The 14,165-nt window shown below is 62.0% G+C and carries 11 protein-coding genes; 6 read left to right on the top strand and 5 right to left on the bottom strand.

The genetic code is table 11. The features are described 5' to 3' along the window. The first annotated feature begins 39 nt into the window (after positions 1–39). Complete coding sequence (locus tag NGB94_RS10980) at positions 40–1,263, top strand: MFS transporter (RefSeq protein WP_325790678.1); 1,224 nt, start codon at positions 40–42, stop codon at positions 1,261–1,263. An 8-nt stretch (positions 1,264–1,271) separates the two neighbouring features. Here the strand turns inward: NGB94_RS10980 and NGB94_RS10975 are convergent, their stop codons facing one another. From NGB94_RS10975 to NGB94_RS10965, 3 genes are all read right to left on the bottom strand, one after another. Then, complete coding sequence (locus tag NGB94_RS10975) at positions 1,272–1,865, bottom strand: MarR family winged helix-turn-helix transcriptional regulator (RefSeq protein WP_325790677.1); 594 nt, start codon at positions 1,863–1,865, stop codon at positions 1,272–1,274. Positions 1,866–2,254: 389 nt separating this feature from the next. Next, positions 2,255–4,024 (bottom strand): ATP-binding protein, encoded by a 1,770-nt coding sequence (locus NGB94_RS10970; protein WP_325790676.1) that lies wholly within the window; start codon positions 4,022–4,024, stop codon positions 2,255–2,257. After that, positions 4,011–5,264 carry a hypothetical protein gene (locus NGB94_RS10965; protein WP_325790675.1) on the bottom strand — a complete coding sequence of 418 codons (1,254 nt, stop codon included), beginning with the start codon at positions 5,262–5,264 and terminating at the stop codon, positions 4,011–4,013. The genes NGB94_RS10970 and NGB94_RS10965 overlap by 14 nt, the downstream gene beginning before the upstream one ends. A gap of 251 nt (positions 5,265–5,515) precedes the next feature. Between NGB94_RS10965 and NGB94_RS10960 the strand changes: the two genes are divergently transcribed. The 5 genes from NGB94_RS10960 to NGB94_RS10940 all read left to right on the top strand — a co-directional run bounded on the left by NGB94_RS10960 (position 5,516) and on the right by NGB94_RS10940 (position 13,381). Beyond that, positions 5,516–6,196, top strand: coding sequence for a DUF3375 family protein (locus NGB94_RS10960; protein ID WP_325790674.1), 681 nt, complete (start codon positions 5,516–5,518; stop codon positions 6,194–6,196). A gap of 305 nt (positions 6,197–6,501) precedes the next feature. Further along, a complete protein-coding gene (locus NGB94_RS10955) occupies positions 6,502–7,602 on the top strand; it encodes a hypothetical protein (RefSeq protein ID WP_325790673.1) in 1,101 nt (366 codons plus the stop codon). Positions 7,603–7,818: 216 nt separating this feature from the next. Further along, on the top strand, positions 7,819–9,285 hold the full coding sequence (locus tag NGB94_RS10950) for a DUF3375 domain-containing protein (protein WP_325790672.1): 1,467 nt from the start codon (positions 7,819–7,821) through the stop codon (positions 9,283–9,285). Then, positions 9,282–10,061, top strand: coding sequence for a DUF4194 domain-containing protein (locus tag NGB94_RS10945; RefSeq protein ID WP_325790671.1), 780 nt, complete (start codon positions 9,282–9,284; stop codon positions 10,059–10,061). The genes NGB94_RS10950 and NGB94_RS10945 overlap by 4 nt, the downstream gene beginning before the upstream one ends. After that, positions 10,058–13,381, top strand: coding sequence for an ATP-binding protein (locus tag NGB94_RS10940; RefSeq protein ID WP_325790670.1), 3,324 nt, complete (start codon positions 10,058–10,060; stop codon positions 13,379–13,381). Before NGB94_RS10945 ends, NGB94_RS10940 begins: the two co-directional genes overlap by 4 nt. Positions 13,382–13,399: 18 nt before the next feature. On the opposite strand, the gene NGB94_RS10935 is transcribed toward NGB94_RS10940, so the two are convergent. Both NGB94_RS10935 and NGB94_RS10930 read right to left on the bottom strand, forming a co-directional pair. Next, positions 13,400–13,795 (bottom strand): DUF202 domain-containing protein, encoded by a 396-nt coding sequence (locus NGB94_RS10935; protein ID WP_325790669.1) that lies wholly within the window; start codon positions 13,793–13,795, stop codon positions 13,400–13,402. Then, positions 13,779–14,102 (bottom strand): YidH family protein, encoded by a 324-nt coding sequence (locus tag NGB94_RS10930; protein ID WP_418910646.1) that lies wholly within the window; start codon positions 14,100–14,102, stop codon positions 13,779–13,781. The genes NGB94_RS10935 and NGB94_RS10930 overlap by 17 nt, the downstream gene beginning before the upstream one ends. Positions 14,103–14,165: the final 63 nt, after the last annotated feature.

The following is a 14,165-nucleotide window of genomic DNA, read 5'->3' as shown; positions in this document are numbered from 1 at the left end:
GCCGTTTCCGCTGCCTCTGCTGCCCGGCCGGGCCCCGCCGTGGGTAGCGGCGCGGGGCCGGCGGGCCCGTTCCGGTACCCGAACTTCTCCTGGTACTTCACCGGTCAGGTCCTCTCCAACACCGGCGTCTGGTTCCAGAACCTCGCGCTGCAGCTGGTGGTCCTGGGGGCTACCGGCAGTGCCCAGGCGCTAAGCGGCATCACCATTGCCCAGTTCCTGCCGATCTTCCTGCTTGGAATACCTGCGGGGCGGCTGCTGGACCGGGTGGCACCGCGCACTGTGCTGCTGGCGACGTCGCTGGCTTCCGCCGTTGTCACCGCCAGCCTGGTCTTTGTGGTGACCCGGGATCCGGATCTGTGGCTGCTCTACGCCATGGTGGGGGTGCTGGGGTCGGTCCAGGCCTTTGAACGGGTGGCTGCGCAGACCATCATCTTCGAGCTGGTCGGCCCGGACGGCCTGTCCAAGGCTGCATCCGTCAGCACCATTTCGCTGGCCGCGGCCCGGTCGGTGGGCCCGGCGCTAGCCGGACTCGCTTTCCAGGGACTCGGACCCAGCGCCTGCATCCTTATTAACGCCGCTGCCTACCTGCTGGTGTTCGCGTCGCGGCTGCGGATCCGTCCGGACGAGCTGCATCGGCGGTCGTCCCAGGCCCAGCGACACCCGGATGTAAAAGGCATCAAAGCGGTTGGGGCGGCAGCGTCGGGTACGTTCCGGCACAGCCGGGATGTGAACACCCTGTTGGTGGTCAACGTGGTGATTTCTCTTTTGGCCATGAACTTTGGGCTGGTACTCACCTCAACCGTGAATCTCTCCTACGGTGGTGATGCCGGAGCGGTGAGAGCTGTCCACACTCTCAACGCCGTGGGCGCGGTACTCGGAGGCATCCTGGCTGCCCGGAGGCCACGTGTGTCGGTGCGGTCCATGATTGCGGCAACCAGCATTTTCGGAGCGGCGCTGGCCCTGAATGCCGCGGCCCCCACGCTCCTGTTGTTCCTGGCGGCCGCCCCCGCTCTAGGCATTGCAGTGGGCTATTACCAGGGGATCGTGAACGCTGCCGCCCAGGAGTCGGTCCGGCCGCAGTTCATTGGGCGCATGATGTCGCTGATGACGATGGGGAGTTACGGCATGGTGCCGTTTGGGGCGCTGCTGATGGGCTGGGTGATCGATGCCAGCTCGGGCCGGGTGGCACTAGCCGTCTCTGCGGTGAGCGCCTTTGTCTGCCTGGTCGTTGTGCTGGTCCGGACGCGGTCCGCGTCGAAATAGGGTGCTTGTCAGCTACCCGGGCTGGCGCCGTCGGCTTCTCGATTGAGGCCTTTCAGGCGGCTGGCCGCCAGCCGGGACGGCACGTGCCGCGGCCGGCTGGTGATCTGGCGGCGGGAGACTGCCGCCGCTTCCGCTTCATCGTCCCCGAAGTAGCCACCTGCAAGGACCTCGGCGGCGTGGTCAAGGACGCCGACAATTGAGTTGCCCAGGTCCTCGCCGATGAGTCCGGTGAGGCGCTGTTCGTGGTCGCGCAGTTCCTGCGTGCAGGCCTCCACAACGTCCCAGCCTGCTTCGGTGAGCTGGACGAGGCGGATCCGCCGGTTGGTTGGGTGGCTTCCGCGTTCCACGAGTCCGAGCTCGAGGAGTTCGTTCGCCACCAGGTGCGCGGCCTGGGAGCTGACGAAGGTCCTGCGTCCCAGCTGGGCGTTGGAGAGCGGCAGCCCCTCACCCAGCACCTGGAGCACGAGGAACTGCGACAGCGTCACGCCGTGAGCCAGTGCCAGGTTTTCGGTGAACCGGTCGAGCGCCCTGCCGAGACGATAGGCCGTGTAATTCAGGCGGTTTGTGGCCGGCTCGCCGCGTTCGTCTCGTTCAAGCTCCATCAGGGGAGAATATCAAGTTATTTGCGATCTCCTTGCGACTTACCGTGATCTGGCGGGGACTGTTCCGTGATCTGGCAGGGACGTCATGCCGTTCACCTTAGCGGGGCGTCGAAGTGCCAGGCGCCCCAGCCAACAATTCAACCCAGTGCAATGAGACCACCAGATACACCCAAGACCGCCTGTTCCCGGAGGGTGCCATCGAGTCTTTGTGGGCATCGATGCTTTCGTGCTCGGTCAAATCAACTCGGCTTTGGGCATGGTGGTCCGGGCGACGCGCTCAAAAGAGATATCTGGTTGTGTCTCTGCACTGCCTGGTCTCTGTCAATCGCTGCGGAGGCCTCGGTGGCGGCCGCGGCCAGCGCCGGCTTTATGGCACGGCGCCGCCACGGTTAATCTTGCCAATTTGCGGTCACAGCGGCAATCTCGACGTCCAACCAATCTTGCTTCCACTCAGTGCGGAAATTAATGTCGTGGGAGTCGGGGAGGTTTTTTATTCTGTGAACCTTAACGACCGATGGCACGGTAACCGAGTCTCCGATAACAATCGCCTCTTGACGCTCCAAGGACGGCAGAGCGTCCGTAATTGCACCCAAGTTGTCGGGCAGGAGCCTCTTCACATACCGCTGATCTGCCGGGTTTGTAAGCCGCATGGCGACGAAGTTATTGCATTGAGAGAACACAGTCTCCGAGATCTCTGAAGGTCGCTGGCTAACTATCATCAGAGAAATACCATATTTTCGTCCTTCTTTAGCAATACGCTCAATCGCCCGCTTAACCGTCCCATACTTCGCACCTTCACTCTGCGGTATGTAGTTATGCGCCTCTTCGTACACCAAGAGGTACGGCAGTTCCTGCGACCCCTTATTCCTCACTTTCTTAAAGTGAAAATTAAAGGTAAATATCAGGCGAGTGATAAGAGATACAACGACACTCAGGACCTCGAAAGGGATACCGCTGAGATCTAAGATCGTTACGTTACTTCGATCCTTGCCGTACCCCATGAACTGAGAGAGCAGAGCTCCCAGATTTTCGGTTTTATATTCGCACCCCTCATGATCCTGGGGCGCGAGCAGAAAATCCAGGCGCCGATCATTCCGCCGCCCCTCCAACCGCATTAGGAATCTATTGAACTCACCATTAAACGGGCCGTTAGAAGCCTTGGTAGCACCTGCAGTACTAGTCTCTACAAAGCTCCTTGGCACCTCAAAATACACTGCTGAACGATCATCTACGAGAGTTCCGTCCTTGAATTTCGGCCTACTCCCCTCCCCCGGCGCCTTCCCGATAACTTCGGCGTTGAGGTTCCTTAGATAGTTAACCACCTCATCAAGACTGAAATAAACGGGCGAATCGTAGGAAATGGAAGGGGCGGAAGCGCTCGCATACTTTTTCTTGTTTTCAATTACCGCGTTTCGAAATTGTGAAACTTGATTGTGCGAATTTTGCTCGTTACTTTCAATAAACATCTCTTCGAGCTCTTCTGAGTTCATCATCCAGTATGGCAACTTGAGATCTTCAACCCCAATCGTCCGCGCGTCTGGAAAGGCACTGCGGTACTCACCGTGCAGATCGAAGATGATCACATGTGAGTTGTTGAGCACCCCCTCGGTTGACTGCTCGGCAGAAGGACGTATTCCCTCTTGAAGGATTGCAGCCACGGTCGAGGACTTCCCGGACCCAGTTGATCCAACGACGCCAATATGCTTCCCGAAGAACTTGTCGCCATCTAGGTGCACGGCAATACTCTCATCTTGCGCCAACTGACCAAAAGAAAAACGCTTACCTACTTCGACATTTGAATATATTTCTTCCAACAACTTCTTGGAGGCAATCTCGACACGTCGCGGCGGTATGGTTATTTGTTTCCCACCTCGCTTGAAGACTCCTTCTTCGAGACGCCCGACCGGCTGAAGCGAGAGCACAAAGTTGATCCTGGGCAGTTCAGCGTCATCTTGGCGGGTGACCGAGTCTTTCACCCTAAAGCTCTGAACGATCGCAATCAGACAGGAATCGTTATCGTCAGAGATCTGCACATAGCTTCCGATTTCAAGCTGGACGTCGCGGTTCTGATACTCCTCCGTGGAGCTGACTTCCACCTCGATCAAGTCAGGGCCAACGGCAACCACTTTTGCCAGGTCGGTGATATCATTTACGTCCATTTGAACTTCCCCCAATTACCTTTTGAATGTGCGCCGCACTGAGGCCCTGATAAAAGATCGGAGGATTTGTGCTTCCGGTGCGACATAAGTCATCCTCCAGGCCCTTAACTGACATTATTTGATCGAAACGATAACCATTTTTAACAAACTCACAGAAACTGGCAAATGAGATAATCCGGATGGCATATGATGCCAGCTTTATTATGTCCCCTCCAGATCGTCGATTAATGACAGGTGGGGTATCAAAGATGTGTGGCTGGAACTCAAATGACTCATAACCATCGTTTATTGATATCCCATTTCGGATCACAGCTAGCTTTATCTGCCGGACTTGATCCTCGCTTCCGTCGACGATTAGTGTCCACGGTTTTGTTGTGTGAATCTTCCCAGGACCATATTCCGTCTCTGCAAGACTGCAAGCAAGCCTTTTTACATCATCTTCATTTGAGGAGACAGTGACTATAATCGCCTTCCGCTTGGTCGGCCTCAACATTTTCTGATCTTTGAGGCGCCGAGCCAATGCTGTGGCGTAGTCGTCTGCGCTAACCGTCTGGGAATGCCACCGCGTGTACAATGCCTCTTTGTTATTGATTAACGTAAGGAAATCTGAACGACGAATCCTTCTGTTCTTTATGTTCGGGTTCATCGCGAGTGCTTGAATATGCGAGAGTGCGGCAGCATAGTAGAGATCATTCACGTCTTGTTCAGTTGCTGACAGGTGTTTTGCGAGACTTATTCGAACAAGGGTGTTTTGTGTATCGAAATCTGGCCCCACGCGGATCGTGAGTCGCTCCGCGAATCCGCTCAGTTCTTCTCTCGTATATGTCAATAGGGGCTTGCCAAGTTCCTTTTGACGCTTTGTTGACCGCGAGGGTGTCAGGCATGCGACGAGGTCATCGACAGTGAACCTTGCCGGAGGGTGGCTCTCGAGTCCGAAGTGTGCGTGCAAAATAAAGCTGTGCTTTGCACCGCTCACGTAAGCTTTAAGCATTAGTTCAATGGGTTCATGGATGGACCGCGGCGTCGCGTACTTCTTTGAAGCCCAATACTTGACCTGTACTGCTGCTACCGTTTTTTGGTTAGGGTCGAGGAGGTCGACGTCTTCGAGGCCCTCCACCAGAACGTCAGTTTCCGCATCTGCCTCGAGTATCTCAAGTATGGTCCGATCGAATTGGTAACAGTAGCCTCGAATTGATGCGTGCGCCGTTCGATCTTTAGGAACCTTCACAGGGCCAGTCATGCCACGTCATCCCCACACGCCATGGCGCCCATAGTCTCGCCTGTAATTGATTCCATCCCGAATAAGGTACCACCGCGCATGGAAATCTATGGTCCATAGGCTGAGCGGAAGTTTCAAACAGACTCGGTGCTTCCTCCACAGCAATGAAAGGTTTGCCTGCCGTATGCCTGCGACGTGCATCCTCCCCACTCAGCTAAAACCAGACACGCCCGTTTTACCCCTTCGTTCCGGGCGGAAAGCGCGAGCGCAGCATGTCCTTCACAGAAAACGCCGTAGCCCGCTGGGCGGAGCTGCAGCGGTTACAGGCCTCGCCCGGCTGGAAATTCATCAACGCGAACCCCTGGGTCCTGGCCCTGTTCCGCGAGGCCTTCACGCGCACCCGCCCGCGCATCCCCCTGGACGAATTCCACAGCATCACCGACTCATTCCTGCAGCAGCTCAGGCTCAACGGGCAGAGCCTGCGCGAAGACTGGACCGGCAAGAACTACGCCGATGACTGGGTGGCCCGCCGCTTCCTGGCCCGCCCCCGCGCCGACGGCCGCTTCGTCTACGAACTCACCGAACCCGCCGTCCGGTTCCTCTCCTACCTGGACGGCTTCACCGGGGACACCACCAGCCTGAACTCCTCCCGCCTGAACACTCTCCTGTCCAGCGTGGAAACCCTGGCGCACGAATCCAACCCCGACCCCGAAGCACGGTCGAGGACAACCCCTTCCATCTCCCCGCGACCACGCCGTTCGAGCTCGTCGACAATGAAAATTTGGAGGCTGATTAAGGAACGGTTCCGCGCTTGCGTAATGAGCTTGGCCGGAACATCTGAACGCGCGACGGTCCTCTCTGGTGAAGCCATGATCCAGCTCTGGCAGGAGACGTGCCCCGCGCAGGGCACGGTGGACTTGGTGGGTATGGTCGAAGTGCCGGACCCGGGCTAGAAAAAGACATAGAAGGCTGGGCGACAGCGGGCGGACGGTCACCCTGGAACAAAAAGGACGCGTCGGCGCTCGACGGATGAGGTGTTCGACGAAGTTATCCCCATCGTGGCAGTGGGATGCAGAACTACGCATATGTACTCTACGAAGGCTAATCCTGGAGTTGTTCTGCCAAATTTTCCAGGCATCCGTATCAGTACCTAGGGCCGACGCAGAGTTTGGGTCCACCCGCCAGCGGTCGCCATGCAATGTCAGTGCTCTCGCATACTGTGGGTCTCAGGAGATGTCATGAGGCGAGGAGACAGCAGATGAGCGCAAGTCAGTACCGTGGTCAGCTCGAACGCAAACGCAAACAGCGTGTTGAGGCCGACAAGAAGACAGGCGAGTTCCGGGCCAAAGAGTCCGCAAGGCGTGCCGAAGCCGCAAAAGCACGACAATCTGCTTCAAAGTCCACTAGCGAGGCGACCGCGAAGAGCAGGCTGCGCGAGGCCGAGCGAAAGGACCAGGAGGCTGCGACTGCTGGAAAAGAGGCCGCTCGCTGGCAGACGAGAGCCGCCGGATACATGAAGGAAGAATCTGCGTTGCAGACGAAACTGGCTCGCGCCGAAAAATCAGAGACTGACGCGGCCGACTTGAAGCGAAAACGTGAGCAGCAGCAGGCAAGGCGACGGGCCGCCACGGAATTCGCTGCTTTGGACGCGCGAATCAGCCAGACGGAATCGGCAGTGGGCCACGTACTTCGTCTGGTGCCCGAGCCAAAGCCGGAAAAGCTCCGAGTCCTCATTCTCGGTGCCTCCTCCGAAGGAGACTTGCGCGTAGGCCGTGAGCAAAAGCGTATACGTGCGGCCGTTGAATCGGCTCTGCACCGCGATCAGATCGAGCTAGACGTACGTCCAGCAGCAACCACGCACGACTTACTTGATGGGATCACAAGATTCCGCCCCCACGTGGTGCACTTCTCCGGTCACAGTAACACCGCCCTAATCGTGTTTGAAGATGAGCAAGACGAGCCGCATGTGGGCGTCGTCGTCACTGCACGGGCGTTTGCCAAGGCTATCGCGGCCACAGATGCCCCGCCCTTACTCGTCCTTCTGAACTCCTGTAAATCTGCGTCACAGATCGACGGACTGGTCGAGTGCGTGGTGCCGTTCGCGATCGGGATGGCCGACAGTATCAACGACGGCGACGCAATCAACTACGCAGCCCAGTTCTACGCCGCCATCGCCAACGGGCAGTCGATCAACTCTGCACATCTGGCCGGCAAGGTCCGCCTCGAACTCGATGGCCTCGACGGCGCTGAGCTGCCGACATTGGCGTGGGCTGCAGACGCTGACCCATCCACGACGATACTCGTTAGGCCTCTACCCCGAGCTGACACGCCCGTCGGTACATTGGAGGATCAGCAGTAAACCCGGTGCCCTGCTGATCCACAAGATGGAGGTTTCGCAGGATAGAGATTTGAACGATTACGGTCGTGGCGATGTCACATCCTTCGGTGCTCTACGACGCGGAGCGGAGCGTCCGCTGTATCGAGTTGAACCTCCCAGATACCATCCGCTCTCCCGCACCTCAGCTAAAATCAGACAGGCCCGTTTTACCCCTTCGTTCCGGGCGGAAAGCGCAGCATGTCCTTCACAGAAAACGCGGTGGCCCGCTGGGCGGAGCTGCAGCGGTTACAGGCCTCGCCCGGCTGGAAACTCACCAACGCGAACCCCTGGGTCCTGGCCCTGTTCCGCGAGGCCTTCACGCGCACCCGCCCGCGCATCCCCCTGGACGAATTCCACAGCATCACCGACTCATTCCTGCAGCAGCTCAGGCTCAACGGGCAGAGCCTGCGCGAAGACTGGACCGGCAAGAACTACGCCGATGACTGGGTGGCCCGCCGCTTCCTGGCCCGCCCCCGCGCCGACGGCCGCTTCGTCTACGAACTCACCGAACCCGCCGTCCGGTTCCTCTCCTACCTGGACGGCTTCACCGGGGACACCACCAGCCTGAACTCCTCCCGCCTGAACACTCTCCTGTCCAGCGTGGAAACCCTGGCGCACGAATCCAACCCCGACCCCGAAGCACGCATCGCCGTCCTCGAAGAAGAGATCGCCCGCCGCGAAGACCTCATCCGGTCTCTCCGCGCCGGCGACGCTCCCCCACCCCTGGATGACGACACCGCCGTCGAAGCCGCCCGCGACATCCTGGACCTCGCCGCTGCCCTGCCCGCCGACTTCAAACGCATGCGCGACGGCCTCGAGAAAATGCTGCACACCCTCCGCCAGGAAATGGTCGAAGCGCAGGCCTCCAAGGGCCTCACCATGGGCGAAATCCTCGAAGCGGACAAGCGGCTGCGCAGCACCAGCGAAGGCCGCACCTATGAAGGCTTCACCGCCTTCCTGAACGACGCCGACCAGCAGGGACGCTTCCGGCACGCCATCGCGCAGGTCCTGGAACGCGACTTCGCCGACGCCATGACCCCCGGCGACCGGCAGGCCCTGTACCGGATGATCAGCGACATGCGCGAACAGGCGGCCGAAATCCAGCGGATCTACGGCCGGCTCTCCGAATCCCTTCACACCTACGTCCAGAGCGACGAATACCGGGAATCGGTCCAGCTGCGCAAACTCATCCGCGCCGCCGAAACCGCCATCCACAAGGCACCGCGCGGACGCCGCCGCGCCGCCGTCGTGCCCGCACCGAAGCTCTATGCGTCCGCGTTTGAATCGCTCAGCATGGTCCGCACCTACGACCCCGCCGAGCACGCCGCACCGCGGAAGCTGTCCGCACCGCCGTCGTTCACCGAAGCGGACATCCACCGCGCCGCCCGCACCCCCAAGGCCGACCGCCGCATACTGCGCGACGCCATCATCCGGGCCGGCAGCCGCCGCGGCCGCGCCACCGTCGCGGAAATCTTCGCCGAACTGCCCGCCGAACACCGCCACCTCAACAGCATCCGCGCGCTCCTCGCCTCGGCCGCCCCCACCGGGGACAGCAACAGCACGACGACGGCCGCCAGCGAAACCATCCCCTTCCTCCAGATCGACGGCAGCTCCCGCACCGCGGTGCTGCCCGTCCTCACCGTCGCCGAAAGCCCCCAGCCATGATCGAAAACCCCACCGCCGAAACCGAAGATCACGACGAGCTGGACGAGGACGCTCAGTTTGACGACTACCCCCAGCCCGCCCGCGACGTCCTGATCGACGGCCCGGAACTGTTCCCCGGCGACACCGGCACCCTGCCGCTGAAGCTGCGCCAGGCCCTCATCCGGCTGTTGCGCGGGCCCTACCTGGACGCCAACTCCTCGGACAACGTGTACAACACCGTGGTGGATAACCAGGAGCAGCTGCGCGTCCGGCTGAGCGAACTGTTCCTGGAACTGGTCGTGGACGAGGACCACAAGGTCGCCCTGCTGCGCCCGGTGGAAATGGCCGAACCGCACACCACCGCCCTGCAGCGCCAGCGCGAAATGACCCGCGAGGAAACCCTGCTGCTGCTGCGCATGCGACTGGTCCTCGACCGTCACTCGGGCACCGGCAACGACGCCACCATCGCCCGGCAGGACATTCTCGACGTCCTGGAGCAGTACGTGGACCCCGAAGCGCACGACGCCAAGGGCGTGGAAGACCTGGCCGACGCCGCCATCCGCAAGCTCGTCACCGAACGCCGCCTGCTGCTGCCCACCGAACTGGACGACGTCTGGGTCATCTCCAACGCGCTGCCGCTGGCCCTGCCGTACGAGCACATCGGCGACATCATCACCTACATGAACTCGCTGACCGAGGCCCCGGCGGAACCGGAGACGCCTGACGAAGCGCCCGCCGAAGAAGCCGCTGAAGACGCGGTTCCTGAAACACAGCACGACGGCGAGGAGCCGGCATGAGCATCGAAACCACCCTCCCCATGGGGGACCTGATCAACCCCGGACAGAACCGGCTCTCCCGGATCCAGATCGTGAACTGGGGAACGTTCGACGGCGCGCACACCATCCACGTGGACCGCGCCGGCACGCTGCTCACCGGTGACTCCGGCGTCGGCAAGTCCACCATCTTCGACGCGATCCTGCAGGTCATGGACGCCCGGCCCAAGATGAACGAGGCAGCGCAGAACAACGGCGGCACCGCCGCAGAGGAAAAGCGCACCGCGTTCTCCTACATGCGCGGCCGGCTCGGCACCCAGGGCAGAGAAGCCGGCGACGGCACCGCCTACCAGCGCCCCGGCGCCACCTGGTCCGCTGTCTGCCTCACCTTCGACAACGGTCTGGGCCAAATCACCAGCCTCTCCGTACTCATGGACCTGCCCGCGACCGGCACCGAACACCACGTGGGCCGGTTCTACGCCGTGCACAACCGTCCACTGGACATTCCCTCCCTCGAAACCGGCATGCGCGGCCGGTTCACCAAGGGTGCCCTGGAATCCCTGCTCCCGGGCGCGCAAATCTTCGATTCGCACAAACTCTTCGCCGAGCGGTACCGCACCGCCCTGAGTGTGGACGACGAGAAGGCCTTCGGACTGCTGCGCATCCTGCAGACCGGCAAGGGCCTGGGCGGAACGGTCAACGACTTCTTCCGCAACCACGTCCTGGACACCCCCAAAACCCTCACCGCCGCCGACGAGGCTGTGGAGGACTTCAGCCACCTGCGCAGCATCCGCCGCCAGCTCGAACGCGCCCGCCAGCAGCGCGATCACCTGGCCAACGTCCCGGACCAGCATCGGCTGTTCCTCACCACGAAGGCCGAACTGGACCGCGTCCGCACCCTCACCGCCGACGGGCTGCCCGCCTACCGCCGTCGTCTGGCGCTGGCCAGCCACGAACGCGACGTCGACCGCCTCACCTCCGCCGCATCCACCGGCCGCGAAGCACTGAAGGCCGCAGAGAAGCAGCGCACCAAGCTCAAGAAGCAGGTCGCCGAGCTGACCGCCCGCTACACGCAGGAGGGCGGCGGCGCGATCGCCACCCTGGAACGCGAAGTCGCGGCCGCGCAGGCGCAGCTGGTTTCCCGTGAAACCGTGGAGAACGCGTTCCGCGCCGACCTGCGTGCCGCCGGCATCGACACGGATCTCTCCCCCGCCGGGCTGGTCACCGCCCGCAGCCGCGCCAATGAGCTGATCAAGACCCTGAACGCCGACGTCGACGCCGCCCGGGAGCGCAGCTCCGACGCGCACGGCGAAGCGTGGGCCCTGAAGGGTTCGATCGCGAAGCTTGAAACCGAGATCGCGTCCTTCCGCCGCCGGCGCAGCAATATCCGCCCGGAAAGCTTGGAACAGCGCGCCCGGATCTGCGAAGCCACCGGCATCGACGAAGCAGAGATGCCCTTCGCCGGCGAACTGATCGACGTTCCGGCCGAACACGCGCAGTGGCGCGCCGCCGCCGAACGGGTGCTCCGCCCGCTCTCCACCGCCCTGCTGGTCCCCGGCGAGCACATGCCCGCCGTCACCCGCTACCTCAGCGAAACCAACCTCCGCGGTTTCCTGCGCTGCATCGACGTCAGCATCCCCGTGGACGGCCCCGCCGAGCCGGGACCCCGGGACCTGATCACCAAGCTCAGCACCTACGACTCCGCCATGGGCGACTGGGTAGCCCGCAAGATCACCGCGCACTACGACTTCGAGTGCGTCGAGAACCCGGACGATCTCGCGCGCGTTTCCCGCGGCGTGAGCCTGGGCGGTGCCGTGAAGCGGAACTCCTCCACCACGGAGAAGGACGACCGGCACACCAAGGCCTCGGACAACGTGCTGGGCTTCGACAACAAGGACAAGGTCGCCGCCCTCGCCGCGGAACTGCTGGCCCTGCGTGCCAGTTTCGAGGAGGCCGACGTCGTCTCCCGCAAGCACGCCTCGGAGCAGGACGACCTGATCCGCCGGCTCGCCGCCGTCCGCAAGGTTGCCGCAGACACCCGCGAGTTCGAGGAGATCAGCGCCGAGGAGCAGCGCGCCGCGGTGACTGCCGCCGTCGAGCGCCTTGAATCAGCCCGCGATGCCAACGCGGACCTGGAGCAGATCCGTTTCGAGCTGGACACCGCGGAGCTGGACCTGACCGCCGCGACCGAGAAGATCGGCGTGCTCAAGGGCGACCTGGCCCGGCTCGAGGCCGAGCTCACCGTCGCCACCGAACGCCGGGACACGTTGGCCGGCCGCGGCCCGGATGCCCTGGCGGAGGACCTGCGCGCCCAGCTCGATGAGCTGTTCGCCCCCTTCGGCGAGATCACCGACGTCGTGCACCTGAACGACGCCGCCGGGCAGGTGGAGCGGAACCTGCTCACCGACGCCGCGCGGCTGGACAAGACGCTGCTGGAAACCCGCACCCGCCTCGAGCGCACGTTCGAAACATACAGCGAGAAGTGGGGATCGGACTTCGGCACGGGCGTGGACTCGGCTGAGGAGTACGTGCGCCGGTATGAGGACATTGTCACCGAGGGTCTGCCGCAGCATGAGTCGGAGTTCCGCGAGTACTTCAACAACCGCACCTACGAGCGGTTTAGCGACCTGCTGCAGCTGCTCGACGAGGAACGCCGAAGCATCTCCGCGCGCCTGCTGCCGCTGAACTCCGTGCTGCGCCGGGTGCCGTACCACGTGGACAGCCACCTGGAGATCGACGTCAAGACCACCGTCCCGGACGACGCGCACAAGTTCCGCATGGAACTGAAGAACGCGCTGCCGATGATGGGCGTGCGGCAGGACAAGGCGGACATGGACGCCCGGTACGCCGCGCTCGAGGGCCTGGTGGAGAAGCTGAAGGACCCGCAGGAGCGCCGCTGGCGGGCCGAGGTCCTGGACGTCCGCGCGCACGTGACCATCACCTGCACCAACAAGCTCGCGAACGGGCAGTCGTTCACCAACCTGCAGGCGTCGCTGATGTCCGGCGGCGAGGGGCAGCGGTTCACCGCGTTCATCATGGCGTCGGCGCTGGCGTACCAGCTGGGCATCGTGTCCCAGGGCTTCAGCACCTACGGCACCGTCATGATGGATGAGGCGTTCGTGAAGTCCTCGCTGTCCTTCGCGGAGGCGTCAATCAACGCGCTGCACGAGTTCGGCTTCCAGCTGCTGCTCGCGGCCCCGGAGGACAAGGTGGATCTGTCCCGGTTCCTGGGGTCGGTCACCGAGATCCTGCGCGACGACGCCGCCAACCGGTCCGGCACGCTCGAGCGGGTTCCGGTGGGGTCATCTGGGGGTTCGCGGGCTGTGGATATTCTCCTGCGGTAGGGGTTCGGGGCGGGGTCGTCACTGCACACTGAAGAGCACCATAAAGATGCTGGCCATACCCAAAGCCACACTAGCCACAGTGATACTGACTACACCCTTGAGGTCAGCTCGGATGCTTTCGTCGGTCAGACCCCATGACTGGCGGGCGTAGCGCGCACGCTGTGTTATCTGGATGGCGGCTCCTGCCCCGGCAGCCATGCCGAAAAGCACGAGTATCCAGACACCATGTGCGGGCAGCCAGCGCAGAAACAGGGCAGCAGAAATGTAAAACGACAGCAGGGTACGTCCCCAGGAAAGGACGGTTCTCTCCGGTTGGAGTCCTGCATCTGTGTGACGAGGACCAGGCGGGAATGCGGCGAGACGCGTCCCGGGGGCCTTGCTCAGACGTTGGCCGGCCCTAGTTCTGCAGGACAAAGGCCACCAACATCCCGGCAGTCAATGCACCGAAGATGCTCAGCACGGGAATTACAAGAGGCAGTGGCAATGGGCGTTTGGCCCTGAGGCTACGTTCGACTCTCAGCCACCGCAGGGCAGCCCCAGAGCTGAGGAGCACACCCATAAGGAGCATCCCCACGCTGAAGGACGTACGCACAGCAGCGGGGAAATAGTCCAGGGTCAGAGCTTCAACGGCTATGCCGCCGGCGAGAAATGCTAATGACGTACGGATCCACGCCAGGAAAGTGCGCTCGTTGGCCAACGTGAAGCGTGGATCTGGCTCCATGCCTCCGCCCATGACGCGGGCATGGAATTTTGGGTGCTTCGGTGAGTCCTCGCCAGTCTTCAC

This window comes from Arthrobacter koreensis (assembly GCF_035792275.1).
GTDB lineage: Bacteria > Actinomycetota > Actinomycetes > Actinomycetales > Micrococcaceae > Arthrobacter_B > Arthrobacter_B koreensis_A.
Note: the sequence above shows the minus strand (reverse complement) of the source record. Positions and strands in the feature narration are given on the sequence as shown.

What these genes read in the sequence shown, in the direction of transcription:
- NGB94_RS10975 (WP_325790677.1), bottom strand. Translation starts at nt 1,865, where the DNA reads ATGGAGCTTGAACGAGACGAACGCGGCGAGCCGGCCACAAACCGCCTG.
- NGB94_RS10970 (WP_325790676.1), bottom strand. Translation starts at nt 4,024, where the DNA reads ATGGACGTAAATGATATCACCGACCTGGCAAAAGTGGTTGCCGTTGGC.
- NGB94_RS10965 (WP_325790675.1), bottom strand. Translation starts at nt 5,264, where the DNA reads ATGACTGGCCCTGTGAAGGTTCCTAAAGATCGAACGGCGCACGCATCA.
- NGB94_RS10960 (WP_325790674.1), top strand. Translation starts at nt 5,516, where the DNA reads ATGTCCTTCACAGAAAACGCCGTAGCCCGCTGGGCGGAGCTGCAGCGG.
- NGB94_RS10955 (WP_325790673.1), top strand. Translation starts at nt 6,502, where the DNA reads ATGAGCGCAAGTCAGTACCGTGGTCAGCTCGAACGCAAACGCAAACAG.
- NGB94_RS10950 (WP_325790672.1), top strand. Translation starts at nt 7,819, where the DNA reads ATGTCCTTCACAGAAAACGCGGTGGCCCGCTGGGCGGAGCTGCAGCGG.
- NGB94_RS10945 (WP_325790671.1), top strand. Translation starts at nt 9,282, where the DNA reads ATGATCGAAAACCCCACCGCCGAAACCGAAGATCACGACGAGCTGGAC.
- NGB94_RS10940 (WP_325790670.1), top strand. Translation starts at nt 10,058, where the DNA reads ATGAGCATCGAAACCACCCTCCCCATGGGGGACCTGATCAACCCCGGA.
- NGB94_RS10930 (WP_418910646.1), bottom strand. Translation starts at nt 14,102, where the DNA reads ATGGAGCCAGATCCACGCTTCACGTTGGCCAACGAGCGCACTTTCCTG.